At 68.9% G+C, this 25,772-nt stretch carries 22 protein-coding genes and 1 pseudogene; 13 read left to right on the top strand and 10 right to left on the bottom strand.

Going from position 1 to position 25,772, the window contains the following annotated elements; translation table 11 throughout:
- Window positions 1–42 precede the first annotated feature (42 nt).
- Together DID99_RS15460 and pdeR are read left to right on the top strand one after the other, a co-directional pair.
- Window positions 43–3,681 carry a hydantoinase B/oxoprolinase family protein gene (locus tag DID99_RS15460; protein WP_124667082.1) on the top strand — a complete coding sequence of 1,213 codons (3,639 nt, stop codon included), beginning with the start codon at window positions 43–45 and terminating at the stop codon, window positions 3,679–3,681.
- A 672-nt stretch (window positions 3,682–4,353) separates the two neighbouring features.
- Entirely contained in the window at window positions 4,354–6,357 is a 2,004-nt protein-coding gene (gene pdeR / locus DID99_RS15455) for a cyclic di-GMP phosphodiesterase (RefSeq protein ID WP_124667081.1), read from the top strand.
- Between the two features lie 51 nt (window positions 6,358–6,408).
- Here the strand turns inward: pdeR and DID99_RS15450 are convergent, their stop codons facing one another.
- Complete coding sequence (locus DID99_RS15450; protein ID WP_124667080.1) at window positions 6,409–7,272, bottom strand: crotonase/enoyl-CoA hydratase family protein; 864 nt, start codon at window positions 7,270–7,272, stop codon at window positions 6,409–6,411.
- 181 nt (window positions 7,273–7,453) lie between these two features.
- Window positions 7,454–7,669 (bottom strand): hypothetical protein, encoded by a 216-nt coding sequence (locus tag DID99_RS15445; RefSeq protein WP_124667079.1) that lies wholly within the window; start codon window positions 7,667–7,669, stop codon window positions 7,454–7,456.
- Between the two features lie 159 nt (window positions 7,670–7,828).
- On the opposite strand from DID99_RS15445, the gene DID99_RS15440 reads away from it, so the two are divergent.
- The 3 genes from DID99_RS15440 to DID99_RS37865 all read left to right on the top strand — a co-directional run bounded on the left by DID99_RS15440 (window position 7,829) and on the right by DID99_RS37865 (window position 11,153).
- Entirely contained in the window at window positions 7,829–9,799 is a 1,971-nt protein-coding gene (locus DID99_RS15440) for an APC family permease (RefSeq protein ID WP_124667078.1), read from the top strand.
- A gap of 168 nt (window positions 9,800–9,967) precedes the next feature.
- Window positions 9,968–10,969, top strand: coding sequence for an OmpA family protein (locus tag DID99_RS15435; RefSeq protein ID WP_124667077.1), 1,002 nt, complete (start codon window positions 9,968–9,970; stop codon window positions 10,967–10,969).
- 58 nt (window positions 10,970–11,027) lie between these two features.
- On the top strand, window positions 11,028–11,153 hold the full coding sequence (locus DID99_RS37865) for a hypothetical protein (protein ID WP_260444581.1): 126 nt from the start codon (window positions 11,028–11,030) through the stop codon (window positions 11,151–11,153).
- Window positions 11,154–11,288: 135 nt separating this feature from the next.
- Here the strand turns inward: DID99_RS37865 and DID99_RS37280 are convergent, their stop codons facing one another.
- Both DID99_RS37280 and DID99_RS37860 read right to left on the bottom strand, forming a co-directional pair.
- Window positions 11,289–11,447, bottom strand: coding sequence for a hypothetical protein (locus DID99_RS37280; protein WP_185500344.1), 159 nt, complete (start codon window positions 11,445–11,447; stop codon window positions 11,289–11,291).
- Between the two features lie 109 nt (window positions 11,448–11,556).
- Window positions 11,557–11,736, bottom strand: a pseudogene (locus tag DID99_RS37860) (hypothetical protein); the annotation flags it as partial.
- Window positions 11,737–12,058: 322 nt separating this feature from the next.
- Between DID99_RS37860 and DID99_RS15420 the strand changes: the two are divergent.
- The gene (locus tag DID99_RS15420; RefSeq protein ID WP_124667075.1) at window positions 12,059–13,969 is read left to right on the top strand and encodes a DUF3857 and transglutaminase domain-containing protein; all 1,911 of its coding nucleotides are present in this window, start codon (window positions 12,059–12,061) and stop codon (window positions 13,967–13,969) included.
- Between the two features lie 76 nt (window positions 13,970–14,045).
- Window positions 14,046–14,213 carry a hypothetical protein gene (locus DID99_RS37275; RefSeq protein ID WP_185500345.1) on the top strand — a complete coding sequence of 56 codons (168 nt, stop codon included), beginning with the start codon at window positions 14,046–14,048 and terminating at the stop codon, window positions 14,211–14,213.
- A 93-nt stretch (window positions 14,214–14,306) separates the two neighbouring features.
- On the opposite strand, the gene DID99_RS15415 is transcribed toward DID99_RS37275, so the two are convergent.
- On the bottom strand, window positions 14,307–15,341 hold the full coding sequence (locus tag DID99_RS15415) for an AraC family transcriptional regulator (protein WP_124487704.1): 1,035 nt from the start codon (window positions 15,339–15,341) through the stop codon (window positions 14,307–14,309).
- Between the two features lie 70 nt (window positions 15,342–15,411).
- Between DID99_RS15415 and DID99_RS15410 the strand changes: the two genes are divergently transcribed.
- Both DID99_RS15410 and DID99_RS15405 read left to right on the top strand, forming a co-directional pair.
- Window positions 15,412–16,623, top strand: coding sequence for an MFS transporter (locus DID99_RS15410; RefSeq protein ID WP_124667074.1), 1,212 nt, complete (start codon window positions 15,412–15,414; stop codon window positions 16,621–16,623).
- 158 nt (window positions 16,624–16,781) lie between these two features.
- Window positions 16,782–16,976: a hypothetical protein gene (locus tag DID99_RS15405; RefSeq protein ID WP_260444580.1), complete on the top strand. Its 195-nt coding sequence runs from the start codon at window positions 16,782–16,784 to the stop codon at window positions 16,974–16,976.
- Between the two features lie 18 nt (window positions 16,977–16,994).
- Here DID99_RS15405 and DID99_RS15400 read toward each other — a convergent pair whose 3' ends face one another.
- On the bottom strand, window positions 16,995–17,462 hold the full coding sequence (locus DID99_RS15400; protein ID WP_044847277.1) for a MarR family winged helix-turn-helix transcriptional regulator: 468 nt from the start codon (window positions 17,460–17,462) through the stop codon (window positions 16,995–16,997).
- Between the two features lie 82 nt (window positions 17,463–17,544).
- Between DID99_RS15400 and DID99_RS15395 the strand changes: the two genes are divergently transcribed.
- Window positions 17,545–17,913, top strand: a complete 369-nt coding sequence (locus tag DID99_RS15395; RefSeq protein WP_124487701.1) for a hypothetical protein — start codon at window positions 17,545–17,547, stop codon at window positions 17,911–17,913.
- Between the two features lie 238 nt (window positions 17,914–18,151).
- Complete coding sequence (locus tag DID99_RS15390; protein ID WP_124667073.1) at window positions 18,152–18,769, top strand: glutathione S-transferase family protein; 618 nt, start codon at window positions 18,152–18,154, stop codon at window positions 18,767–18,769.
- 64 nt (window positions 18,770–18,833) lie between these two features.
- Here DID99_RS15390 and DID99_RS15385 read toward each other — a convergent pair whose 3' ends face one another.
- From DID99_RS15385 to DID99_RS15370, 4 genes are all read right to left on the bottom strand, one after another.
- The gene (locus DID99_RS15385) at window positions 18,834–19,556 is read right to left on the bottom strand and encodes an HAD family hydrolase (RefSeq protein WP_124667072.1); all 723 of its coding nucleotides are present in this window, start codon (window positions 19,554–19,556) and stop codon (window positions 18,834–18,836) included.
- A 29-nt stretch (window positions 19,557–19,585) separates the two neighbouring features.
- A complete protein-coding gene (locus DID99_RS15380) occupies window positions 19,586–20,557 on the bottom strand; it encodes an ornithine cyclodeaminase family protein (RefSeq protein WP_124667104.1) in 972 nt (323 codons plus the stop codon).
- A 174-nt stretch (window positions 20,558–20,731) separates the two neighbouring features.
- Window positions 20,732–21,865, bottom strand: coding sequence for a DSD1 family PLP-dependent enzyme (locus DID99_RS15375; RefSeq protein WP_124667071.1), 1,134 nt, complete (start codon window positions 21,863–21,865; stop codon window positions 20,732–20,734).
- Window positions 21,866–21,978: 113 nt separating this feature from the next.
- Entirely contained in the window at window positions 21,979–22,905 is a 927-nt protein-coding gene (locus tag DID99_RS15370; protein WP_124487696.1) for a LysR family transcriptional regulator, read from the bottom strand.
- 436 nt (window positions 22,906–23,341) lie between these two features.
- Between DID99_RS15370 and DID99_RS15365 the strand changes: the two genes are divergently transcribed.
- Both DID99_RS15365 and DID99_RS15360 read left to right on the top strand, forming a co-directional pair.
- Entirely contained in the window at window positions 23,342–23,932 is a 591-nt protein-coding gene (locus DID99_RS15365) for a DUF2760 domain-containing protein (protein WP_124521975.1), read from the top strand.
- Complete coding sequence (locus tag DID99_RS15360) at window positions 23,929–25,770, top strand: Hsp70 family protein (protein WP_124667070.1); 1,842 nt, start codon at window positions 23,929–23,931, stop codon at window positions 25,768–25,770. Before DID99_RS15365 ends, DID99_RS15360 begins: the two co-directional genes overlap by 4 nt.
- Window positions 25,771–25,772 lie beyond the last annotated feature (2 nt).

The raw sequence follows: 25,772 nt of genomic DNA, 5'->3' as shown, positions 1-25,772 counted from the left end.
CGGCGCTCGTCCTTCGTTCAACGACGCATCGAGTTCATCGCCATGACTGACCGACACACTTTCCCCGTTTCCTCCGACGCCGCGCGCTGGCAATTCTGGATCGACCGCGGCGGCACCTTCACCGACATCGTCGCGCGCCGGCCCGACGGCTCGCTCGTCACGCACAAGCTGCTGTCGGAGAATCCCGAGCAGTATCGCGATGCGGCCGTGGCCGGCATCCGCCACCTGCTCGGCCTCGCCGACGGCGAGCCGATCACGCCCGAGCGCGTCGACATGGTGAAGATGGGCACGACGGTCGCGACCAACGCGCTGCTCGAACGCAAGGGCGAACGCACCGCGCTCGCGACGACGCGCGGCTTTCGCGACGTGCTGCGCATCGCGTACCAGAACCGGCCGCGCCTGTTCGATCTCGACATCGTGCTGCCCGATGCGCTGTACGAGACGGTCGTCGAGGTCGACGAGCGGATCGGCGCGCACGGCGACGTCGTCGTGCCGCTCGACGTGCAACGCGCGGAAGCGGCGTTGCGCCGCGTGTTCGACTCGGGCGTGCAGGCGCTGGCCATCGTGCTGATCCACGGCTATCGCTACACCGCGCACGAGCGCGCGCTGGCGGACCTCGCGCGCCGGATCGGCTTCACGCAGGTGTCGGTGTCGCACGAGGTGTCGCCGCTGATGAAGATGGTGTCGCGCGGCGATACGACCGTGGTCGACGCCTACCTGTCGCCGATCCTGCGCCGCTACGTCGAGCAGGTCGCGCACGAGATGCCCGGCGTGAACCTGCAGTTCATGCAGAGCAGCGGCGGCCTGACACGCGCCGACGCGTTCCAGGGCAAGGACGCGATCCTGTCCGGCCCGGCCGGCGGCATCGTCGGGATGGTGCGCGCCGCGCGCGCGGCCGGCTTCGAGCGCGTGATCGGCTTCGACATGGGCGGCACGTCGACCGACGTGTCGCACTACAACGGCGAATTCGAGCGCGTGTTCGAGACGCAGGTGGCCGGCGTGCGGATGCGCGCGCCGATGATGAGCATCCACACGGTCGCGGCCGGCGGCGGTTCGGTGCTCGGCTTCGACGGCGCGCGGCTGCGCGTCGGGCCCGAATCGGCCGGCGCGAACCCGGGGCCGGCCGCCTACCGGCGCGGCGGCCCGCTGACGGTGACCGACTGCAACGTGATGCTCGGCAAGATCCAGCCCGATCACTTCCCGCGCGTGTTCGGCCCGCATGCGGACCAGCCGCTCGACCGCGACGGCGTGGCCGCGAAATTCGCGGCGCTCGCCGACGAGATTCACGCGGCGACCGGGCGGCGCGACACGCCCGAGGCGCTGGCCGAAGGGTTCCTGGAAATCGCGATCGGCAGCATGGCGAACGCGATCAAGAAGATCTCGGTGCAGCGCGGCCACGACGTGTCGCGCTACGTGCTGACGACGTTCGGCGGCGCGGGCGGCCAGCACGCCTGCGGCGTGGCCGACGCGCTCGGGATGACGCAGGTGTTCGCGCATCCACTCGCGGGCGTGCTGTCCGCTTACGGGATGGGGCTCGCCGACCAGACCGCGATGCGCGAGCGCGCGGTGGAAGCCGTGTTGTCCGATGAATCGTTGCCGGCGCTGAACGCGGCGCTCGACCGGCTGGCCGACGACGCGGTCGGCGCGCTGCTCGAACAGGGCGTGGCGCCGGAGCGCATCGCGACCGAGCGGCGCGTGCACCTGCGCTACCAGGGCACCGATTCCGCGCTCGACGTGCCGGCCGGCAGCGTCGCCGCGATGCAGCAGGCGTTCGAGGCCGCGTACCGGCAGCGCTATGCGTTCCTGATGCCCGGCACGCCGCTGGTCGCCGAGCTGGCATCGGTCGAGGCGATCGGCCGCTCGGATGCGCCGGTCGAGATCGCGCCGCTCGTGCCGCGCGACACGGGCGCGGCGCCACGCGCGCACAGCGCCGTGCGTTTCCATTCCGGCGGCCAATGGCACGACGCGGCGCTGTACGTGCGCGACGCGCTGCTGGCCGGCGACACGATCGACGGCCCGGCGATCGTCGCGGAGAAGAACGGCACGACCGTCGTCGAACCCGGCTGGCGCGCGCAGATGACCGCGCAAGGCAACCTCGTGCTGACCCGCACGACGCCGCTGCCGACGCGCCGCTCGCTCGGCACCGATGCCGATCCGGTGCGGCTCGAGATCTTCAACAACCTGTTCATGTCGATCGCCGAGCAGATGGGGCTGCGGCTGCAGAACACCGCGTATTCGGTGAACATCAAGGAGCGGCTCGACTTCTCGTGCGCGATCTTCGATGGCGACGGCAACCTGATCGCGAACGCGCCGCACATGCCGGTGCATCTGGGCTCGATGGGCGAGAGCATCCGCACGGTGATCGAGCGCAACCGCGGCCGCATGCGCGACGGCGACGTGTTCATGCTGAACGACCCGTATCACGGCGGCACGCACCTGCCGGACGTCACCGTCATCACGCCGGTGTTCGCGGACGGCTCGGACACGCCGCTGTTCTACGTCGGCTCGCGCGGCCACCATGCGGACATCGGCGGCACGACGCCGGGCTCGATGCCGCCCGATTCGACGCACATCGACGAAGAAGGCGTGCTGATCGACAACTGGCAGCTCGTGTCGGCGGGCGTGCTGCGCGATGCCGACACGCGCGCGCTGCTCGCGTCGGGCCGCTATCCGGCGCGCAACGTCGAGCAGAACATGGCGGACCTGCGCGCGCAGGTCGCGGCGAACCAGAAGGGCGTCGACGAGCTGCGGCGAATGGTCGGGCAGTTCGGCCGCGACGTCGTGCTCGCGTTCATGGGGCACGTGCAGGACAACGCGGAAGAAGCGGTGCGGCGCGTGATCGGCGCGCTGCAGGACGGCGCGTATCGTTATCCGCTCGACAACGGCGCCGAGATTCGCGTCGCGATCCGCGTGGACCGCGCGGCGCGGCGCGCGGAGATCGACTTCACCGGCACGTCCGCGCAGCTCGGCAACAACTTCAACGCGCCGAAGGCCGTCTGCATGGCCGCGGTGCTGTACGTGTTCCGCACGCTGGTCGGCGACGACATCCCGCTGAACGCCGGCTGCCTGAAGCCGCTGACGGTGATCGTGCCGGCGCGCTCGATGCTGAACCCCGAGTATCCGGCGGCCGTGGTATCGGGCAACGTCGAGACGTCGTCGGCGATCACCAACGCGCTGTACGGCGCGCTCGGCTGCGTCGCATCGAGCCAGGGGACGATGAACAACTTCACGTTCGGCAATGATCGCTACCAGTACTACGAGACCATCGCCGGCGGCAGCGGCGCGGGCGACGGCTTCGCGGGCGTCGGCGCGGTGCAGACGCACATGACGAACTCGCGGCTGACCGACCCGGAGGTGCTCGAATGGCGCTATCCGGTGCGGCTCGACTCGCATCGGCTGCGCGCGGGTTCCGGCGGCGCCGGGCGCTGGCGCGGCGGCGACGGCGCGGTGCGGCGGATCCGCTTCCTCGAGCCGATGACCGCGTCGATCCTGTCGAACAACCGGATCCACGCGCCGTTCGGCGCGGCGGGCGGCGAGGCCGGCGCGCTCGGTCGCAACACGATCGAGCGGGCGGACGGCACGGTCGAGACGCTCGAGCATATCGGCCGCGCGCAGATGGCGCCGGGCGACGTGTTCGTCGTCGAAACGCCGGGCGGCGGCGGGTACGGCGCGGCGGGCTGAGCGGCAGGGGGGCGCACGCGGAAAGCGGTGCGGCGGGGCGCCCGCCGCACCGCTTTCGCGCGTTCCGGGGCGGCGATCGCACCGGTTCCATTCATGCCGCTGCATCGGCTGCGCGGTCCGGCGATCTATTCGCTCGCACCGATCGACGCGATGTTGCAATAGCGCTGGGAATAAGGGCGCGCATTCACGCACGAACGGGCAACGAGAATCCCCGATTCCGCGCGCGGCGCAATGCGATCCGACCCCGCCGCAGCGCCGTGCCGACACATCGCTGCCGGGATGCCTCGATTTCCCGCAAACCGCCGTCCGGCGGGGCGCTCCGGCGATTCCACCGGCCGGGTTCGACGCGTTCGCGACCGGCTTCGTGCCTCCCGCCGATCACGAAAAATCCGTCATGCCAACCGAGTTCCGATTCCTTGACACCCCGTTCCAAATGTGAGTGCCAATCTTCTTCGTCATTTGATAAGATGGGTTCCATCATTCGTTTGGAAAACCTGCGCGCGAGATGCGCGAACGCCGGTTCGCATTGGTTGGAAACAAGTACGGAACGAGGGCCACTGGCACGGTCATCACGACTGCCCCACCAGGTACGCGCACTGCGCGCCCCGGGATCGGGGGCGGCCGGCTCGCCTCCGTCTACACTGTGCGTTTTTTCTGGATCGGGGCGTGTCCATGGATGACGAAAACGATCGCGCCGTGCTCGAAGCGCATCTCGGTACGCATAGCCCGTGCTGGCGGCTCGGCAGCGACAGCAATGCACTCGAGCTGGCCGCCGTTCGCGGCCTGACCAATGTCGCGGTGGCGCTGACCGGCGAGCAGGCCGCGCGAATCCGCGCGCTCACCGGCGTCACGTCGCACCTCGTGCTCGAACTCGCGCTGTTCGGCGATCCGGTCAGCCTCCATCTGGTCGGCAGGAAGGTCGACACCGCCAATTGGGCCGGCACCGCCTCCGCCTATTCCGATACCGCGTCCGTCGCGGGCGACCTCGCGCACGGGCTCGCGTTCGCCGAGCAGGTCGTGTCCGAGGTGAATTCGCTCGTCGTGATCCTCGACCGCAACGGCATGGTGCAGCGCTTCAACCGCCTGTGCGAGGAAGTGACCGGCAAGCGCGAGGTCGACGTGATCGGCCGCAGCGCGTTCGAGCTGTTCATGAGCCCCGACCAGGGTGCGCAGTCACGCAGCAACATCACCGGCTTTTTCGCGAGCAACCGGGCGTTCGAGGTCGAGCGCTACATCAACACGGTCAACGGCCCGCGCCTGTTCCAGTTCCGCAACAAGTTCGTGCAGAGCGGCAGCGGCGCCGACGAGCAGTTCCTGATCTGCTCGGGCGTCGACGTCACCGAGGAGCGCAACGCGCAGCAGCGGCTCAGCGAACTCGCGAATTCCGACGTGCTGACCGGCTTGCCGAACCGTCATGCAATCAGCGAGCGCATCCGCGTCGCGCTGGCCGCGGACCGCACCGACGTGCGCGGCCAGGTCGGCATCCTGTTCCTCGATCTCGACAACTTCAAGCGCGTCAACGACCACTACGGGCACATCACCGGCGACCGCCTGCTGCAGGACGTGTCCGCGGTCATCGGCGGCTGCCTGCCGTCCGGCGCGACGCTCGCGCGGCTCGGCGGCGACGAATTCCTGGTGCTGTTCGAGCACGGCACGCGGCCGCTGCTCGAGGCGACCGCGCAGATCATCCTCGAGCGGCTGCGTACGCCGATCCACCTCGGGCTGGTGGAGGTCTACACGAGCTGCTCGATCGGCATCGCGATGTATCCGCAGCACGGCGATTCGCTCGAAACGCTGATCCGCAGCGCCGACACCGCGATGTACGTCGCGAAGGAAGAGGGCAAGCATACGTACCGCGTGTTCTCGCTGGAGATGAACCAGAAGGTCGCGAAGTACATGTGGCTCGACACGAACCTGCGCAAGGCGCTCGAGGAAGAGCAGTTCGTGCTGCACTACCAGCCGGTCGTCGACATCGCGACCGGCGACGTGCACGCCGTCGAGGCGCTGATCCGCTGGCAGTCGCCGGATCGCGGGCTCGTCGCGCCGATCGAGTTCATCCGCTTCGCCGAGGAATCGGGGCTGATCGCGCCGCTCGGGCGCTGGGTGATGCGCACCGCGGCCGCGCAGGCCGCCGCGTGGAAGGCGAAGGGGCTCGACGTGCGGATCGCGGTGAACGTGTCCGCGCGGCAGTTGCAGGACATGAACATCGTCGATCAGTTCGCGTCGATCCTCGACAGCGCCGGGTTGAAGCCGAGCCTCGTCGACATCGAGCTCACCGAAAGCAGCTTCATCGAGGACGAAGAAGCGGCGCACGAGCTGATGAAGCAGTTCCGCCAGCTCGGCGCGGAGGTTCACCTCGACGATTTCGGCACCGGCTATTCGTCGCTGTCGCAACTGTCGCGGCTGCCGCTCGATTCGATCAAGCTCGATCGCAGCTTCATCACGGGCATCGACCGCAACCCGCGCTCGCAGGCGCTGGTGCGCTCGGTCGTGTCGCTCGCGCGGGCGCTCGGTTTCTCGGTGGTCGCCGAGGGCGTCGAGACGCACGCGGAAGCCGAATTCCTGAAGCAGATCAGCGTCGACCACGCGCAGGGTTTCTACTTCGCGCGGCCGATGCCGGCCCAGGCCTTCGAGGCCTGGCTCGCGGAAACCAGAAAGCTCAGGCTGATCGCCTGAGCCTCCCCGCATGACGGGCGCCGCCGCTTGCGCGGCGGCGCGCCGCTCACGTCACACCGTGCGCAGCTTCGATACGCGCCGGTTCTGCAGCATCACCAGGCGTTCCATGTACGCGAGATCCTTCGGCTCGATCGTGAACGCCGCGTGCACCCATTCCTCGGTGATGTCCATCAGCTCGGAACGCGTGAGATGGAACACGCGTTCGCGGGCGCGCAGCATCGCGCGGATGCCGTTCAGCTTCGGCTTCATCACGTCGATGAAGGTGCGTGTCGCGAGATATGCGTCGCCCGCGTCGAACGTCTGGTCGATCAGCCCGCGATCCTCGTACCACTCGGCCGCATGCGCCTCGCCGGACGAGATCAGCGATTCCGCGAGCCCGCGGTCCGCCTTGCGCGCGACCAGCGAATAGCCGCCCATGCCCGGGAACAGGTTGAACGCGATCTCGGGGAAGCCGAGCTTCACGCCCTTCTGCGCGAGCATGTAGTGGTGCGCGAGGGCGGCCTCGAAGCCGCCGCCCAGCGCGCTGCCCTCGACCATCGCGATCGAGATCGCCCCGGTGCCGAAGCCCGTGTAGATCTCGTATACGCCGTCGATGCACGAGCGCGCGTAGGCCATCAGCTGGTCGCGGCGGCCGCTGCGGATCGCGTCGACGAAGAAGCTCAGGTCGCCGCCGACGTTGAACAGCTCGGGGACGAGCGAGCCCGTCACCCAGAAGTCGAACGGCAGGCCCGAGTCGCGTGCGACGCGCGCGAGATGGATGATGTCGGTGACGAGTTGCTGGTTGAAGCACGGCCGCGGCTCCGATCGCAGCATCATCCACATGACGTTGCGGCCTTCTTCGTAGAACGCGGTCAGTTGCGTGAGTTCGCCTGCTTCGTAAAACGGACGGCACGCCGGATGGGATTGGAGTTGCATGGTATGTCCTCGAGAGATGTGGTTTTTCAGAGACCGACGCGGCCGGCGACGTGGAACCTGCCCCCGCACGGCGCCGGCCGCGAGGCACCGCCATTGTTGCGCGCGCACAAATGTCGAATTGCGGGGAACAACGCATGACGGGGGCGCGGGCGGGTATCGCGTCCGGCGCGAACCGTGCGGGTCATGCGGGTGATGCGAACGATGTGGTCGATGTGATCGCCCGGCGGGAGAACCGTGATGAGAGGTGGGCGGGATCGGGCCGGTGGTCGTCCGGGGCGGTGAAGGTAGCGAAGGCAGCGAAGGCAGCGAAGGCGGTGAGGGCGGCCGCGATGACGATGCCGTGCGCGATCCGCGCGATCCGCGCGATCGGCCGGCGGCCGGCGGGCGGTACGGGCACGCCGCTTCGGCCGACGCGCGGCGTGCCGGCCGCTTACGCGGTGAAAGCGACGCCGTGCCGCCGACCGCGTCTCATGGATTGTGCGGACTGGTGCAGCGGCCGGGCGTCGGCTAGCTTTAGAAGATGACGCCGCCGCGCCCGGCGTCCCGGGAGGGGACCGTGACCGCATTCCAGAAGATGTGGCAGCTGCTCGTCGGAAAGCCGCTGGACCCGCTCGATCCGCGCACGCGCCATGCGATCGCGGTGACGCCGTTGCTGGCCTGGGTCGGGCTCGGTGCGGACGGCCTGTCGTCGTCGTGCTACGGCCCGGAGGAGGCGTTCCTCGCGCTCGCGCACCACACGCCGCTCGCGCTGTTCCTCGCCTGCGCCACCGCGGCGACCGTGTTCATCATCGCGCTCGGCTACAACCAGGTGATCGAGCTGTTCCCGACCGGCGGCGGCGGCTATCGCGTCGCGACCTCGCTGCTCGGGTCGAAGCCGGGGCTCGTGTCGGGCGCGGCGCTGCTGGTCGACTACGTGCTGACCGTCGCGACGTCGCTCGCGAGCGGTGTCGACGCGTTCTTCAGCCTGCTGCCGGTCAGTGCGCAGGCGTTCAAGCTCACGACCGAGATCGTGCTGATCCTGCTGATGACGGGGCTCAACTTCCGCGGGATGCGCGAATCGATCATGGTGCTGCTGCCGATCTTCATCGGCTTCGTCGTGCTGCATTTCGGGCTGATCGTGTACGGCGTCGCGGTGCACGGCAGCGCGCTGGCGACGATCGTGCCCGACGCGGTGCACGAGGCGCACGGGATGTCGCAATCGCTCGGCGTGTTCGTGATGCTCGCATTGCTGATGCGCGCGTTCTCGCTCGGCGGCGGCACCTATACGGGCCTCGAGGCCGTATCGAACAACGTGAACATGCTCGCGGATCCGCGCGTGCCGAACGGCAAGGCGACGATGTGGTACATGTCGACGTCGCTCGCGTTCACGGCCGGCGGCATCATCCTGCTGTACATGCTGTGGCACGCACGGCCCGTCGAAGGCGAGACGCTCAACGCCGTCGTGTTCGGCAGCGTGATCGATCATCTCGGGCTCGGCTCCGCGGTCGCGCGCCACGCACTGCTCGCGGCGGTGCTCGCGTTCGAGGCAGGGCTGCTCCTGGTCGGCGCGCAGACGGGTTTTCTCGACGGGCCGGCGGTGCTGTCGAACATGGCGTCGGACTCGTGGGTGCCGCGCCATTTCCGCGACCTGTCGACGCGCCTCGTGCGGCAAAACGGCATCATCGTCGTCGGCCTGTCGGGCCTGCTGATCCTGCTGTGGACGCACGGCAGCGTCGACGTGCTCGTCGTGCTGTACAGCATCAACGTGTTCCTCACGTTCAGCATGTCGCTGCTGGGGCTGTGCACGTACTGGTGGCGCCATCGCAGCGAGCGCGGCTGGTTCAAGCACTTCTTCCTGTCGGCGCTCGGGTTCAGCGTGACGTCGACGGTGCTCGTCATCACGCTGATCGAGAAGTTCACGGCCGGCGGCTGGCTCACGGTGCTCGTGACGAGCGCGGTGATCGCGCTGTGCGTCATGATCAACCGCCACTACGCGTACACGCGCGCGCAGCTCGCGAAGGAAGACGCGCTGTTCTCGGGGCCGCCGCCGGCAGTCGACGAGGCGACGGCGCCGGGCAAGCCCGACCCGTCGCAGCCGACCGCGGTGCTGCTGGTCGGCAAGCATCGCGGCGCGAGCATGCATGCGCTGCTGTGGGTGAACCGGCTGTTTCCCGGGCACTTTCGCAACGTGATCTTTCTCGCGGTGGGCGAGGTCGATGCGAAGGCGTACGACGGGCACGAGCATCTCGAGCGGCTGCGTCACACGATCACCGAAGCGCTCGACTACTACGTCGCGCACTGCCGCCGCAACGGCATCGCGGCCGACTACCGGATCGCGTTCGGCACGAACCCGGTCGTCGAATTCATGAACCTCGCGTCGTCGACGCTCGATGCCTATCCGAACGCGGTGTGCTTCGCGAGCAAGCTGATCTTCAGGCGCGTGAATTTCCTGACCGCGTGGCTGCACAACCAGACGCCTGTCGAGTTGCAGGCGCGGCTGCACGTCGAGGGGCGGCAGATGGTGCTGCTGCCGATGAACGTCGGGTAGCGATGCACGCGGGAGACGCCCGCGCACGCCTGGAAACGATTCAACATGACGTGGCGCGTCAGAACGTTCAGTATCCGAAAGCTATTGCCCGTTTTCCCGGAAAGATTTGATAAGATGCGCGCGCTTCGACGCCATCAACAGAACGACAAATCCTTTCCGAGGGGCTCAATGAAGAACGCAGCATCGTCCGTATTCCATGTCGCGCGCCGTGGCCGCAACGCACTGTTCGCCGCCGCGCTGCTGTCACTTTCGTCGCTGGCGAGCGCTGGCGGCGACAAGCCGGGTGCGAAAGATCATCCGTTGCTCACGCGTTTCGCCGGCGCGACCATCACCGCATATTCGCAGACGCCGTTCGACGAGGCCTTCCTGCCGAACCAGCCGATCGACGACGAGAGGACCGCCAAGGGCCTGAATCTCGAAGGCAAGATCACGCGGATCTCGTACGCGATCGACGGCGGCCGGTCGACGCTGGAAGTCGAGCGCAACTATCTCGACGCGCTGCAGAAGGGCGGCTTCCAGATTCTGTTCCGCTGCACGGCGGAGCAGTGCGGAAAGAGCGGCGGCAACGACTTCCAGAGCGTCGTGATCAATTCCGGCCGGCTGCGGCAGGCGGGCGGCGGCGACGCGAACTTCGGCGACAAGCACCGCACGATCCTCGCGAAGCTGCCGCGAGCGTCCGGCGATGCGTATGTGTTCCTGCACATCATGGACAATTCGGCATCGAACAAGCGCACGCTCGTCTACGAGGAAGTCGTCGAAGTGAAGCCGATGCAGACCGGGCAAGTCAAGGTACTCGATTCCGGTGCGCTGCAGAAGGGCCTCGTCGCGACGGGCAAGGTCGCGCTGTACGGCATCTACTTCGACACCGACAAGGCGCAGGTGAAGCCCGAGTCGAAGCCGCAGCTCGACGAGATGGCGAAGCTGCTGACGGCGAATCAGGCGCTGAAGGTGTACATCGTCGGCCATACCGACAATCAAGGGCAGTTCGCGCACAACGCCGACCTGTCGCAAAAGCGTGCGGAGGCCGTCGCGCAGGCACTGGCGACGACCTACAAGATCGCGCCGGCGCGGCTCGTCGCGAAGGGTGTCGGGTCGCTGTCGCCGGTTGCGTCCAACGGCGACGACGCCGGCCGCGCGCAGAACCGCCGCGTCGAACTCGTGCAGCAATAACGCACGCCGGGCCGGGCGCACGCGCTGCGCGAACGAACAGGGCCGCGGCAACGCGACCGTGACGGGCGATGTGACGCCGACGCGCGACGACCTCAAGGGGCAATTGCACGGGCAGCATGCACAGGCCGGCGCATACACGCTCGCGTGGACGTGGCGCGGCAAGCGCGGCGGCGATTGCCATTGAGCGCAACGACGCTCGACGCGCAAGCAGCCGGACCGCGAGCGCCCTTCTGCGCCCGTTGATGTCCTCGAGAAACATGTGCCGCTATTCCGGGGCTGTACGCATGAAGGGGCTCGACGTGCGCGGCGCGCTTTCCGCTTACGAATGGTGATGCGTATGCGAGCGTGCCGAGCGCTGCGACGAGCGGTGCAGCAGCCGGTCGCGCGTGCGGTCGCGGCTGCGCCGTTCCGCGAAGAACAGCACTGCGAACACGAGGACCGCGAGCATCAGGATGATCGCGACGATAGCGTTTTCCATGTCGCCTCCGGCAGGTAGGGGCCGGTGCCGGTCGTTCCGACCCCGAGCCGCGAACGCGCACACGGCGCAGCGGAAAGGGGGGGCAAGAACGAGGGCCAGGCCGCGTTCGCGTCAGCATCGGCATCGCTTCGATCAGCGCGATTCCGAGCCGCGCGCCGATCGCGGCGCCGACACGTTCAGGATGCCACCGTTCGAGATGCAGCGCACCGATCGGGATCACGCCCGGCAGCGCGAACGCGATCACGAGATACCGATTTCGAATTCGTGTCGATCGGCACGATGTCTCCATCCCCATGTCGGCGTGTCGAATTCACCCGATCGTCATGCGTTTCGGCGACCTCGCACGCGCGCGTTACGCGCCCAAATAATATGTCGCGACATGACATAAATGGCGATCGCGCAGCCAGCAGGGCGCGAAAGTGCGACAGTCATGCCTGCATGACGCATGCGCGCTTCCTCGTGCGCCCGCTGCATGGCGGCGCGGGCCGCCGCCCCGTGGCTTGACGCTCGCGGGCACGTCACCCACACTGGGTTGAACGACGGGGCGCGGCGCGCGCCAATGCGTGCCCGTTGCGTCCCGACCTGAACACGAACGCGCGGAGAGCTTCGACGTGGTGCGTTTTCCGTTCCGATCGACCGGCAGGCTGCCGGGTCGCGCCGCAGCGCTCGCGGTTGCCGTGACCGCGATCGCGCTGGCGTTCGTGCGTCCCGCGTTCGCCGACGCGGGCGACGCCGCGCCCGTCACGCTCGTCAGCGACGTCCATGTATTCGTGATCCAGCACGACGGCTCGCTCGACGAGGACGACGATTCGACACTGCGCGCGAACGATGCGAACGGGATCGATGCGATCGCGCAGCGTTACGTGTGGTTCGACAAGAACCTCGAGAAGGTCGACCTGGTCGCGGCCGAGACGATCGATCGCGACGGCGTCGCGCATCCGGTCGGTCCGGAAGGCATCCGCGATGTGCAGGAGCCGCGCTCGGCCGGCGCGCCGACGTTCCAGGACGGGCTGCTGCGCACCGTCGTGTTTCCCGGCGTCGAAGCCGGATCGAGCACGCGCGTCGCGTTCCGCAAGTCGCGCACGAAGCCGGTCAACGCAGGTTACTTCGGCTACTACGTCGAACCGTCGCGTGAGCCGGTGGAGAACCAGCGGTTGATCTTCGACGTGCCGGCCGACATGCCGCTGCATGCGGACGCACGCGGTTACGTCGCGCTGCCGCCGGTGACCGCGAACGGCCGCACGCGCTACGCATTCGAATACCGGCACGGCACGTACGACCGGATCGAGAACGGCTCGGTCGGCTATCCGACCTACGGCGACCGGCTCGTGGTATCCACGCTACCCGACTACGCGGCGTTCGCCGCGCGCTACCGCAACGCGGCCGTCGACCCGGGCGCAAACGATCCGGCCGTCGTGCAACTGGCGCGCGCGCTCACCGCCGGCACCGCCGATCCGCGCGATCGCGCGCGCGTCCTGTACGACTGGGTGCAGGCGAACGTGCGTTACGTCGCGCTTTTTCTCGGCGAGACGGCCGCCGCGCCGCACCGCGTGACCGACATCCTGCGCAACCGCTACGGCGACTGCAAGGACCACGTCGCGCTGTTCGGCGCGTTGCTCGCGGCGGCCGGCATCCGCAGCGAAGCGGTGCTGATCAATCTCGGCTCCGTGTACACGCTGCCGTCGGTGCCCGGTTACGGCGGCGGCGCGATCAATCACGCGATCACGTGGCTGCCCGATCTCGGCGTCTACGCGGACACCACGACGGCCGGCATCGCGTTCGGCTACCTGCCGCCGATCGTGATGGACCGGCCGGCGCTGCTCGTCGACACCGGCGTGCTGTCGCGCACGCCGGCCACGCAGCCGAAGCACCGCGCCGCGCGTGTGGAGATCGATGCCGCGCAACCGGGCGCCGCGCGGTTTCATGCGCGCGTCGAGGACGACGGCTGGACCGCGGAACTCGAACGCACGCTGTTTCGCCGGGCGGCGCCCGACCGCATCCGGCAGCTCGCGAACGAACGCCTGCGGCAAAGCGGGCTGCGCGGCCGCGCGCAGATCGCGACGAGCGATCGCCGTGCGACGGACGGGCCGTTCGACGTCACGTATGCCGGCACGCTCGATCACTTCGTGTGGCCGGACGGCACGACCGCCGTGCCCGCGCTGTCGAGTCTCACGGGCGGCATCGCGACGCAGGTCGAGGGCTGGCTGGCCGAGCCCGTGCGCACGCAGCCGTGGGCATGCATCGGCGGCACGTTCGACGAGACCGGCCAGGTCGCGCTGCCGGCCGACGTCGCGGTGACCGACCTGCCGGCCGATACGGCCGTGCACGACCGTTTCGTCGAGTTCACTTCGCATTACGTATTCGATGCGGCCGCGCACGTCGTGCAGGTCACGCGGAGGATGAAGGCCGAATTCGGCCGCCAGGTCTGCACGCCCGACGAGTTCACGGCGCTGCGCGCGTCGCTCGAACGCATCGAACGCGACACGCAGGCGCAGATCGTCGTGCGGGCCAGGCAACGTTGAAGGTAGGGCGCGGCGCACGCGGCGCCCGGTGCAATCGCGCGTGCGGCCGAAGCCGGCCGGCGCGCAGGAGAGGAACATGACGGAACGGGAACACGAGATCGCCGACCTGTCGAAGGAATTGCTGGGCCGGATCGTGCAGGGCGCGGTGACGAACGGCGCGCCGGTGGATGCGCAACAGTGCGCGGCGCTGGCCGTGAAGTGCGCGACGGCGCTGATCGACGAGCTCGACGCGCGCAGCGGCTGAACGGAATCGTCACGCGCGGCGGCCGATCGTGCGATGCCGGGGCGACCCGGCAGGCGTTCGCTGCGCCGTGCGTTGCGCGTGACGCGTTACACGTCACGCATCGGCGTGCGTGTCGCCTTCGGCACGCACCGCGCCCGGCGGCCTGCCGACCACGCGCTTGAACGCGCGGCTGAACGCGGCGAGCGACCCGTAGCCGAGCCGGTACGCCACCGCTTCGATCGTCTCGCCCTCGCGGGCGATCCACTGCGCGGCGAGCCGCATCCGCAACTCGGTCAGGTAACGCACCGGCGTCATCCCGGTGGCCGCGAGAAAGCGCTCGGCGAATACCGAGCGCGACACGCCCGCTTCGGCGGCCAGTTCCGCGACGCTCCAGTTGCGCCCCGGATCGCGATGCAGCGCGACGATCGCGCGGCCGAGCTTCGGCTCGCGCAACGCCTGCACCCAGCCCGTCGCGTCGCCGCATCCGCACTCGACCCAGCCGCGCACGATGAACGCGGCGACCACGTCCGCGAGCCGCGCGAGGATGCCCGCGAACCCCGCGCGCGCGGCGCACGATTCGCGTTCCATCGCGTCGAGCATCGGGCGGATTTCCGGGTAGCGCGCGAGCAGCGTGCCGACGTGCATGAATGCCGGCATCGTCCCGACGAGCGGCTGCATGCCGCCGAGATCGAGCTCCATGCACGCGCTGAAGATCAGCGCATCGCCGGCGGCCGGCTCCGTCGCGGCGCACGTCGTCGCGCCCACCGACGCGACCGTGTCGCAGATCTTCGCGGCCGCGAAGCCGCCGATCTCGCGGCACGGCGCGTCCGGATCGGACACCAGCGCATGCGTGCGGCCGTGCGGCAGCAGGATCGCGTCGCCGGCCTCGAGCCGCACCGTCGTGCCGTCCGCGTCGCGCAGCAGCACGGGCCCGCGCCCGACGAAATGGAACTGCGCGCGGCCCGGCGCATGGCCGAAGCTCAGCCCGAACGGCCGCGGCACCTGGATCCGGCGATACTGCACGCCGCTCAGGCGCATCCCCAGCAGCAACTCGCTGACGAGGTCGTGTACGTCGGGCACGGGGGGAAGCAAGGGCTCGGACATCGCGAGATTCGGACGATCGATCAACAAGAACGGATTGTATGTCATAGACCGTCCTGCCGCTGTTCCTTACGATACGCCCTTATCAGTACTTTCCCTAACCGACACGGAACCCCGCATGAATCCCGGAATCTCCTCGGCCGCTTCGACGGCGGCCCCCCGTGAACCGGCCTGGGGCGCGGTATTCGCGATGACGCTCGGCGTGTTCGGCCTCGTCACCGCCGAATTCCTGCCCGCGAGCCTGCTCACGCCGATGGCCGACAGCCTCGGCGTGACCGAAGGCGTGGCCGGCCAGGCCGTCACGGCCACCGCGACGGTCGCGCTCGTCACGAGCCTGCTGATCTCGGCGCTGACGCGCACGATCGACCGGCGGCGCGTGCTGCTCGTGTTCTCGGTGCTGCTCGTCGCGTCGAACCTGGCGGTCGCGTTCGCGCCGAACCTGGCCATGCTGCTGATCGGCCGCGTCGTGCTCGGCATCGCGCTCGGCGGCTTCTGGACGATGGCGACGGCCACCGCGATGCGGCTTGTGCCGACCGCGATGGTGCCGCGTGCGCTGTCGATCATCTTCAGCGGCGTGGCGGTCGCGACGATCGCGTCCGCGCCGATGGGCAGTTATTTCGGGCACCTGATCGGCTGGCGCAACGTGTTCCTGATCGCGGCCGGGCTCGGCGCGCTCGCGTTCGTGTCGCAGGTCATGACGCTGCCGTCGATGCCGCCGAGCGGCACCACGCGGCTGCGCACGCTCGTCGACGTGCTGCGCCGGCCGACCGTCGGCCTCGGGATGTTCGCGACGATCCTCGTGTTCACCGGGCATTTCGCGTTCTTCACGTATCTGCGGCCGTTCCTCGAACAGGTCGCGGGCGTCGGCGTGAACGGGCTGTCGGCGATCCTGCTCGGCTACGGGATCGCGAACTTCGTCGGCACGTCGCTCGCCGGGCGCGTGCTCGAGCACCGGCTGCGGCCGATGCTGATCGGGATGCCCGCGCTGATGGTCGTGCTCGGCGTCGCGCTCGTCGCGCTCGGCCGCGCGCCGATGATCGACGCGGTGCTCGTCGCGTTGTGGGGGATGGCGTTCGGCGGCGTGCCGGTCGCGTGGTCGACGTGGGTCACGCGCACCGTGCCCGACGAAGCCGAGAGCGCGGGCGGGCTGATCGTCGCGGCGATCCAGCTCGCGATCGCGACGGGCGCGGCGGCCGGCGGCGTCGTGTTCGACGCGAACGGCGCGGGCGGCGTGTTCCTGGGCGCGGCCGCGGTGCTGGCCGTCGCGGTCGCGACGATCGTGACCGGCGTGCCGAAGCGGGTCGGCGTGGCACCGGCGCTGGCCGAGTGACGGATTACGGCACGCCGATGCGCGCGATCGCGCATCGGCTAGTGGCGCGGCGAGGTCGCGCACTAGCCGGCCCGAGTTATGCGGCGTGGCGTTGCCGAGTCAGTCGCGTCCGGCGGATAGCGGGACAGGACGCCTCCTGGGCGATGTGCGCCGCCGGCATGGAGGCGCAACGCCCGAAGCGTGCTTTCGGCATCTGCTCGCTGTCGATGAAACCGCCGGAAACCTACGCGCTGCGGCTCGCGACCGTCATCGACGGCGCGCTCAGCAGCGGGCAGGCACTGCATGCGCACGGGCCCGTGCGCTTCCTGCAGGAATGCGCGCAACTGCTGATGCCGAAGAAGGGCCGGAAGTGAATGACGTGACGCGCCGCTTCAGCCGCGCGTAGCCGGATCCTCCGACAGCGCGCGCAACTGGCCGCGCAACACATCGACTGCTTCCGGCGCGAACGGCCGTTCGATCTCGGTATGGGTCTGCTGCCAGAGCGGGAACGCTTCGGCCAGCAACTGATGACCGGCCGGCGTGAGTTCGAGCAGGCGGCTGCGCTTGTCGTCCGGATCCGTCGTGATAGTGAGCAGCCCGCGCCGCTCGAGCGGCTTGAGCGCGGCGGTCAGCGTGGTGCGATCCATCGCGAGCAATGACGCGACCGATTTCATCGCGGCCGGCTGCGGCCGGTTCAGCGACATCAACAGCGAGAACTGGCCGTTGGTGAGATCCAGCGGACGCAGCACATCGTCGAAGATGCGCGCGAGATTGCGCGCCGCGCGCTGCATGTGCAGGCACAGGCAGCAATCGCGCACCATCAGCGTCGTTTCGAAAGGGAGCTTTTCTTTGCGTGCCATGTTGCAATTGTGTTGATATCAACCTACTGTGTCAAGGGCGAGGTGCGGCAGCCCGCCGTGCCTGCCATCGGACGGAGGAAGCATGAGTGCTCAACAGCAGTTGTATCTCGCGGTATTCCTCGGCAGCAAGGATAGCCCGGGCATGAAGGCGTGGATGGCGTTGCCGGAGGACGAGCGGCGCACGCGGGAGCGCGAAGGGATCGCCGCGTGGCATGCGTGGGTCGAGCGGCATCGCGACGCGATCGTCGAGCCCGGCGGGCCGCTCGGCAAGACCAAGACGATCGGCAAGGGCGGCGTGACGGACACCGCCAATGCGATGAGCGGCTTCACGGTCGTGCGTGCCGCATCGCACGACGCGGCCGCCGCGCTATTCGAGGGCCATCCGCATTTCACGCTGTTCCCGGGCGATGCGATCGACGTGATGCCGGTGCTCCCGGTACCCGGCATGTGAGCGGCGACAGGCGCTGCATGCGCGGGCGAAGCGGCCGAAGTGATCGAAGCGTTCGAAGCATTCACATCATTCGAAGCACTCGAAGCACTCGAAGCACTCGAAGCACTCGAAGCACTCGAAGCACTCGAAGCACTCGAAGCACTCGAAGCATTCGAAGCACTCGAAGCATTCGAAGCGGCCGATTGGCCGTCGCCTGCGCGCGGCGATTTTTCCCGACATTATCGATGGAGACATTGCGATGAAGCTTTACGGATTCGCCGGCACGCGCACGCAACGCGCGCTCTGGGGGCTCAAGGAACTGGACGCGGATTTCGAGTTCGTGTCGGTCGACCTGCTAAAAGGCGAGCACAAGCGGCCCGAATTCCTGCGTCTCAATCCGGCCGGCAAGGTGCCCGTGCTGGTGGACGGCGACCTCGTGATTCCCGAGTCGGCCGCGATCGTGCTGTATCTCGCGGACAAGTACCCGGAGAAGGCGCTGCTGCCTGTCGATCTCGCTTTGCGCGCGCAGGCCTATCGATGGGTCATGTTCGCGGTGACGGAGCTTGAACAGCCGTTGTGGCGGATTACGCGCCATTCGTTCCTCTATCCGCCGGAAAAGCGCTCGCCGGCCGATATCGAGCTGGCACGCGAGGATTTCGCGACGATGGCCGCGATCCTCGACAGGCATCTCGAAGGGCGCGAATTCATCGTCGGCGACACGCTGACGGTGGCCGATTGCGTGACGGTCTACCTGATCGACTGGGCGAGCGAATGCCACCTGATCGAACCGTTCCCGCAATTGCGTGCGTACCTCGAGCGGCTTTATGCGCGGCCGAAGGCGCCGCAACGGATCGCGGACGCACGCAAGGCGGCGTGAAGCGGCGGTCGGTCATGTCGACGGGCGTGATCGACCGCGGCCGCGCGATCTTGCGGGCTTGCGGTTACGACACCGCGTCAGGCGCACCCAGCGCGCGACACAGCACTGACAAGTCGCGAACGGTCAGATGCGGCGACGGGGCACGATGCGCAGCATGCTCCGCTTGCGCCCCTGCGTGACGCACGACCCACGCTGCCTGAAGCCCCGCATTCAACGCGCCGACGATATCGAAGTGAAAGTCGTCGCCGACGTGCAGCAGCTCCGCCGCAGGCACGCCGAGCGTCGCGGCGGCCGCATGGAAGATTTCCGGCTCGGGCTTCGCGAACCCGAACGCACGCGCGCTGAGCGTTTCACGGAAGAACTCGCCGCCGCCGGTCAGTTGAAGGTCCGCATTGCCGTTCGTCACCGCGATCAGCGGAAACCGCGCGCTCAACCACGCGAGCGCCGGCAATGCATCGTCGAAGAACTCGACCTGGTTTCGCGCCGAATAGAACACGTCGTATGCGCGGTCGGTCAGTGAGACGTCTTCGTTCGCGCGCTGCAACGCCAGCCGGATCGATCCGATGCGCAACGCGCGATAGTCGCCGACGAGATCCGGCCGCGAGCGTTCGTATTCATCGCGCAGTTGAGCCAGCGTCTGCGACGTCGGCAGCACGCTCGCGGTATCGGGGGCGTGCGCGATCAGCCACGCATGCAGCGACGCCTCGGCCCGTGCGACGGAAGGGCCGAACGGCCATAGCGTGTCGTCGAGATCGAACGAGATGGCGGAAACTTTGGATAGACGCATGGCGATGGAAGATATCACGCCGTTGCCGTTCACCACGGCCACGGGATCGAGCGTCCCGTGCCGCGCTCGACGGCCTGCCGATACAGGAAGCGCGCCACGGTCAGGTCCTGCAGCGCGAGCCCCGTCATGTCGAATACGGTGATCTCGCCCGGCGAGCGATCGACCGACACGGTCCCGGCGAGCACGTCGCCGATTTCGGTGCGCGGCAGATCGGGCGCCCATTGGCACTCGCCGATGCCGCGCGCCTGCTCGTGATCGTCCACGAAAATGCGCGCGCGCTGCAGCACGCCTTCGGGAAGCTCGCGCTTGCCCGCGGTGTCCGCGCCGACGCAGGTCAGGTGGGTGCCGGGCTGAACCGCGTCCGCATCGAACAGCGGGCCGCCGCCCGGCGTGGCCGTGATGACCACGTCGCTGTCGGCTACCGCATCGTTTCGGTCGCGTGCGACGCGGATGTCGCAGCGTTCGCGGAATGCCGATTCGAACACCGCGTCCGCTTCGCCGCGCGCGTTCACGTACTGCACCGTGCACCGTTGCGGCAGCAGCGTGAGCGCATGGTCGAGCTGGACGCGCGCCTGCACACCGGTGCCGAACACGCAGATGCGCGTACTGTCGCGGCGGGCCAGCGCCTGCAGGCCCAGGCCGCCGGCCGCGCCGGTCCGGGCGGTGGTGATCGCGTTGCCGTCCATGATGCAGAGCGGGCGGCCGGTGGCCGGATCGAACAGCGCGATCGTCGCCTGGTGCGGCTCGCCGCCCAGGCTGCGATTGCCGGGCCAGAATCCGGCCGCCTTGAAGCCGAGCAGATCCTGGCTCGCGACGTCGCCCGACTTGATGCCGAACACGCCGCCGGTATGCAGCTTCTCGCGCACGACCGGGAACACGCGCCCCGCGCGTTGGCTGTGCAGCACGAAGGCTTCGCGGACCGCTGCCATCACGTGTTCGGCTTGAAGGGCCGGTTCGACGACATCCCGGTCGAGAAGAAGGAGGTGGGCGTCGGTCGGCATGGTGGGGGAGCCTGTCGGATGCAATGTGAATCGCGGGTTTATAGTTTGTATAGAATTGGACAAATAGTCAATGTTGGGAGGGCGGTCAGTCGGTCGCGCGCGGCGGCCGGTTGCGTCGCCGGACGTCGGCGTATCAGTTCGCCGCACCGGCGAACGCCACCGCGCCGCCTCTGCTTACCACCCATAGAAGCGCGGCCAGCTCTGCACGATGCCGTCGTCGCCCACCGCGTGGTATTCCGGATGTTGCGCGCCGGTCGCGCACGCGTGGTTCGGCAGAATCCGCAAACGGGTCCCGATCGGAAACCGCTTCGCGATATCCGTGTCCGGCGTCCCGATGCGGGACACGATGCCGTGCTCCTGATTGGCCGCGCTCATCACGTACTCGCCGAGCACGTCACCGTCTTCGCTACACACCTGCCCGTAGCCGAAATCCCGCGCCTGCCGCTGCGTGCCGCGATCGCGGCTCATCGCCATCCAGCCCGCGTCGACGATGGCCCAGCCTTTTTCTTCCTGGTGCCCGATGACGGTGGTCAGCACCGACAGCGCGATGTCGGACAGCGCGCACACGCCGACGTTGTGCATCACGAGGTCGAACAGCACGTACACGCCCGCGCGGACTTCGGTCACGCCGTCGAGACGCTCCGCGGACAGCGCGGTCGGCGTCGAACCGATGCTGACGACCGGGCAGGGCAGCCCGGCGGCCCTGAGGCGCTCCGCGGCGTGCACGGTCCGGCTGCGCTCCTGTTCGGCGATCGCGACCAGCGCGTCGCGGGTGTCGTATTCGTAGCTGGAGCCGGCGTGCGCGAGCACGCCGCCGAGCGTCATGCCGCCGTCGACCAGCGCGCGGCCGACGTCGATCAGCAGGTCGTCGTCGGGGGCGATCCCCGAGCGATGGCCGTCGACATCGACCTCGATCCAGACTTCGAAGCGCTCGCCGTGCTCGCGCCCGAACGCTGCGATCGCATTCGCGGCCTGCAGGCTGTCGGCGACGATCTTCAGGTCGCAGCCCTGCCGGCGCAACGCGAGCGCCTGGCCGAGCTTCGCGGGAATCATGCCGACCGCGTAGACGATGTCGCGCACGCCGCCCGCGAAGAACTGCTCGGCTTCCTTCAGCGTCGACACCGTGATGCCTTGCGCGCCGGCCGCAACCTGCGCGTCGACGACGTGCTGGCACTTGGTCGTCTTCACGTGCGGCCGGAACCTGACGCCGAGCGCGTCCAGACGCGCCTGCATGCGCGCGATGTTGTCACGCATGCGGCCGACGTCGATCAATGCGGCGGGGGTGTTGAGAAGGAGGGGAATGCCCATGATGCGTTGCCTCGGTGGATTGCCGACAGCGAACACAGTAGGGCGTTTGGCGTGCAGCGTGTTTAACGCGTGCCAAATCGAGCATTAAGCAGCATTTAATCCCGGGACCGCGCTCATGCCTTGCCGCGCCACGGCGGCGGAGCGAGGAATTGCGTCGCGGCTTCGAGGAAAACCCGCTGCCGCGCGGAGCGGCCCGTGCGTGACGGCAGCAGCGCGGTCACGGGCGCGGGCGGCAAATGCCAGTCGGGCAGCAGTCTGACCAGCTTGCCGTTCGCCAGCAGCGGCGCGACGTCCCACTCGGAGCGCTCGACGATGCCGAGCCCGGCCAGTGCCCAGTCGGTAATGACGGTGCCGTCGTTCGACGACAGCGCGCCCGTGACGCGAATCACCGCCGATCGTCTGGATTCGCCCTTGCCGTCGCCGGCTTGCGAGAAGCGCCAGCGCGGCACGTCCTCGTCGTTCTCGCGCAGGCACAGGCAGTCGTAGCGCGCGAGGTCGGACGGATGGTCCAGTTGCTTGATGCGCCGCGCGTAACCGGGGCTCGCGCACAGGAAGCGCTCGTTGGGCGCGAGCGGATAGCCGATCCACGACGACGACTTCAGGCTGCCGACATGGATGACCACGTCGGCCCCCGACGCGCTGGTCAGCGGACTCTCCGACAGGTGCAGCGAGATTTCGAGCTTCGGATGCGCGCGTTGCACGTCGCGCACGATCCGCGCGACGTACTTGCGTCCGAAGCCGAACGGCGCGACGACGCGCAGCGTGCCCTGCACGTCGCCGCGATCGCCCGCGATGTTGCCCGGCAGCGCGTCCACGCGCTCGAGAATCTCCACGGCTTCCTGATAAAGCCGCTGACCTTCGTCGGTCAACTCGATCCCTTTCGGCTGCCGCACGGCGAGCCGGACGTCCAGCCGCGCCTCCATCCGCTGCAGGCGGATCGTGACCGCGGGCGGGGTGAGGTCGAGCAGGCGCGCGGCGGATGCCAATGAACGCGACGCGCCGATCGCGCGCACGAGGCGAAGGTCGTCGAGGTCGAGCATTGCGTGTCCTTTAATGCTGGCGTTGCCGGGCATTAAACATCACATTGCATGAAGCATGTAGCGCTACGCCGCCGCGGTCCCCATGCGGGGGCATGCGTTTCACGTCGCGCGCCCGAATTCGCGCGATTTTGGGGTGAAGGCGGTACGCCGCCGCAAGCCGCGCTGACGCGCCGCAACATCGCGGCCGACACCCGGCCGACCCCCGATAGCCGGCAGTCCGATGCAATCCGGCGCGGCGCAAAACCCGCGCGCCGCTGTGTTCTGTCCCCCAACTTCTGCCCGGTTCGCCCGCCACAGGGCAAAATACGGGTTTTCCGCACCCGAGAGGGCGCGCCCGAATCACGCGCCGGGCGGCGGCAGTGCGCATTCGCACGCCGCCGCCCGGCGCCCAGGCAAGCTGCTCGCCGTGTCGCGAGCCCACAGGAGTCCAGACCCCATGCCCGAATCCAACCTGTCCTTCTTCGGCCGGCTGTCGCTGGCCGTCGGCACGTTCTTCTCCGTGATCGGCAACCGCGAGTTCGCGGCCGGCGTGCTGCGCGTGCGCGACGGCGCCCCGGCACCGGTCGCGCCGGCGCCGGTTGCGCCGGCCCCCGCGGCAGCCCCGGCGCCCGCGCCCGTGAAGGCGCCGGCCCCCGAGCTGCGCGAAGCGAGCCCGCAAGCCGCGCTGCAACTACTGGGCCTGCTGCAGCGCGATGCGCGCTTCATCGACTTCGTCGAGGAAGACATCGCCGGCTACGCGGACGCCGACATCGGCGCCGCCGCACGCCTCGTGCACGACGGCTGCCGCGCCGCGCTGCGCGAACATTTCACGATCGTGCCGGTGCGCGACGAAGCCGAAGGCAGCCGCGTGACGCTGCCGGCCGGCTTCGACGCGACGGCCGTGCGTGTGACGGGCAACGTGGTCGGCGCCGCGCCGTTCACGGGCACGGTCAGCCACCGCGGCTGGCGCGTGGCCGACGTGCGCCTGCCGAAGCTGACCGGCAGCCACGACGCCTCGGTGGTCGCACCGGCGGAGGTGGAACTGTGAACGATCCGCGCTATTCGATCGGTATCGACCTCGGTACGACCCACTGCGCGCTGTCGTACGTCGACAGCGCCGCGAGCGACGGCGAAACGATCACGCAGCAGGTGCTGCCGATCGCGCAGCTGACCGCGCCCGGCGCGCTGGAGTCGCGCGACCTGCTGCCGTCGTTCCTCTATCTTCCGCATGAAAGCGAGCTGACGCAGGGCGACCTGACGCTGCCGTGGACGGCCTCGCGCGCGTTCGCGGTCGGCGAGATAGCGCGCACGCGTGGCGCCGGCACGCCGATCCGCCTCGTGTCGAGCGCGAAGAGCTGGCTGTGCCACCCGGGCGTCGATCGCCGCGCGGCGATCCTGCCGAGCGATGCGCCGCCGGAAGTGGCGCGCGTGTCGCCGCTGGAAAGCTCGATCCGCTACCTGACGCACCTGCGCGAAGCGTGGGACCACGCGCATCCCGACGCGCCGTTCGCCGACCAGGACGTGACGGTCACGATCCCCGCGTCGTTCGACCCGGCCGCGCGCGAGCTGACGGCGGAAGCCGCGCGTGCCGCCGGCTATTCGCGCATGACGCTGCTCGAGGAGCCGCAGGCGGCGCTCTACAGCTGGATCCAGAAGAGCGAAGGCGGCTGGCGCAAGCAGGTGCAGGTCGGCGACCTGATCCTGTGCGTGGACGTCGGCGGCGGCACCACCGACCTGTCGCTGATCGCGGTGGTCGAGCGCGACGGCAATCTCGAACTGCATCGCGTGGCGGTCGGCGAGCACATCCTGCTCGGCGGCGACAACATGGACCTCGCGCTCGCGCACGTGGTCGCGCGCAAGCTCGCGCAGCAGGGCACGCAGGCCGACCCGTGGCAATTGCGCGCGCTGACCTACGCGTGCCGCTCGGCGAAGGAAACGCTGCTGTCCGACCCGACGACCGACGCTGTGCCGCTCGTCGTGCCGAGCCGCGGCTCGAAGCTGATCGGCGGCTCGATCCGCACGGAACTGACGCGCGCGGAACTCACGCAGACGATCCTCGAAGGTTTCTTCCCGCAAGTCGACGCGGCCGCGCGCCCGGTGAGCCGCGCGCGCGTCGGCCTGACGCAGCTCGGCCTGCCGTATGCGCAGGACGCGGGCATCACGCGCCACCTCGCGGCGTTCCTCGGCCGCCAGGTCGCGGCGCTCGACGCGCTCGAAGGCGTGCAGCGCACGCTGCCGCAAGGTGCGACGTTCCTGCATCCGACCGCGGTGCTGTTCAACGGCGGCGTGTTCAAGTCGCCGCTGCTCACGCAGCGCGTGCTCGATACGCTCAATAGCTGGCTCGCCGCCGAAGGCGCGCCGGCCGCGCGCCTGCTCGAAGGCGCGGACCTCGATCTGGCGGTCGCGCGCGGCGCGGCGTATTACGGCTACGTGAAGCGCGGCCGTGGCGTGCGCATTCGCGGCGGCACGGCGCGTGCGTACTACGTCGCGATCGAGTCGGCGATGCCCGCGGTGCCGGGGCTGGAGCCGCCGGTGCAGGCGCTCTGCGTCGCGCCGTTCGGGATGGAGGAAGGCTCGGATGCGGCGTTGCCGCCGCAGGAGTTCGGCCTCGTCGTCGGCGAGCCGGTGCAGTTCCGCTTCTTCGGGTCGTCGGTGCGTCGCCAGGACCAGGTCGGCACGCTGCTCGACTACTGGTCGCCTGAAGAGCTGCAGGAACTCGAGGAAATCCAGGCCACGCTGCCCGCCGAAGGGCGCACGATCGGCGAGGTCGTGCCGGTGAAGCTGCATGCGCGCGTGACCGAAGCCGGCACGCTCGAACTCGAGGCGATCCCGAGCGGCACGAACGAGCGCTGGAAGGTCGAGTTCGACGTGCGCGGCGCCGCCTGAGC

The organism is Burkholderia sp. Bp8986 (assembly GCF_003854225.1).
Classification (GTDB): Bacteria; Pseudomonadota; Gammaproteobacteria; order Burkholderiales; family Burkholderiaceae; genus Burkholderia.
Note: the sequence above shows the minus strand (reverse complement) of the source record. Positions and strands in the feature narration are given on the sequence as shown.

Excerpts from the sequence above, each read along its gene's own strand:
- DID99_RS15460 (WP_124667082.1), top strand. The coding sequence starts at position 43 with ATGACTGACCGACACACTTTCCCCGTTTCCTCCGACGCCGCGCGCTGG.
- pdeR (WP_124667081.1), top strand. The coding sequence starts at position 4,354 with ATGGATGACGAAAACGATCGCGCCGTGCTCGAAGCGCATCTCGGTACG.
- DID99_RS15450 (WP_124667080.1), bottom strand. The coding sequence starts at position 7,272 with ATGCAACTCCAATCCCATCCGGCGTGCCGTCCGTTTTACGAAGCAGGC.
- DID99_RS15435 (WP_124667077.1), top strand. The coding sequence starts at position 9,968 with ATGAAGAACGCAGCATCGTCCGTATTCCATGTCGCGCGCCGTGGCCGC.
- DID99_RS37280 (WP_185500344.1), bottom strand. The coding sequence starts at position 11,447 with ATGGAAAACGCTATCGTCGCGATCATCCTGATGCTCGCGGTCCTCGTG.
- DID99_RS37275 (WP_185500345.1), top strand. The coding sequence starts at position 14,046 with ATGACGGAACGGGAACACGAGATCGCCGACCTGTCGAAGGAATTGCTG.
- DID99_RS15415 (WP_124487704.1), bottom strand. The coding sequence starts at position 15,341 with ATGACATACAATCCGTTCTTGTTGATCGATCGTCCGAATCTCGCGATG.
- DID99_RS15410 (WP_124667074.1), top strand. The coding sequence starts at position 15,412 with ATGAATCCCGGAATCTCCTCGGCCGCTTCGACGGCGGCCCCCCGTGAA.
- DID99_RS15405 (WP_260444580.1), top strand. The coding sequence starts at position 16,782 with ATGGAGGCGCAACGCCCGAAGCGTGCTTTCGGCATCTGCTCGCTGTCG.
- DID99_RS15400 (WP_044847277.1), bottom strand. The coding sequence starts at position 17,462 with ATGGCACGCAAAGAAAAGCTCCCTTTCGAAACGACGCTGATGGTGCGC.
- DID99_RS15395 (WP_124487701.1), top strand. The coding sequence starts at position 17,545 with ATGAGTGCTCAACAGCAGTTGTATCTCGCGGTATTCCTCGGCAGCAAG.
- DID99_RS15390 (WP_124667073.1), top strand. The coding sequence starts at position 18,152 with ATGAAGCTTTACGGATTCGCCGGCACGCGCACGCAACGCGCGCTCTGG.
- DID99_RS15385 (WP_124667072.1), bottom strand. The coding sequence starts at position 19,556 with ATGCGTCTATCCAAAGTTTCCGCCATCTCGTTCGATCTCGACGACACG.
- DID99_RS15380 (WP_124667104.1), bottom strand. The coding sequence starts at position 20,557 with ATGCCGACCGACGCCCACCTCCTTCTTCTCGACCGGGATGTCGTCGAA.
- DID99_RS15375 (WP_124667071.1), bottom strand. The coding sequence starts at position 21,865 with ATGGGCATTCCCCTCCTTCTCAACACCCCCGCCGCATTGATCGACGTC.
- DID99_RS15370 (WP_124487696.1), bottom strand. The coding sequence starts at position 22,905 with ATGCTCGACCTCGACGACCTTCGCCTCGTGCGCGCGATCGGCGCGTCG.
- DID99_RS15365 (WP_124521975.1), top strand. The coding sequence starts at position 23,342 with ATGCCCGAATCCAACCTGTCCTTCTTCGGCCGGCTGTCGCTGGCCGTC.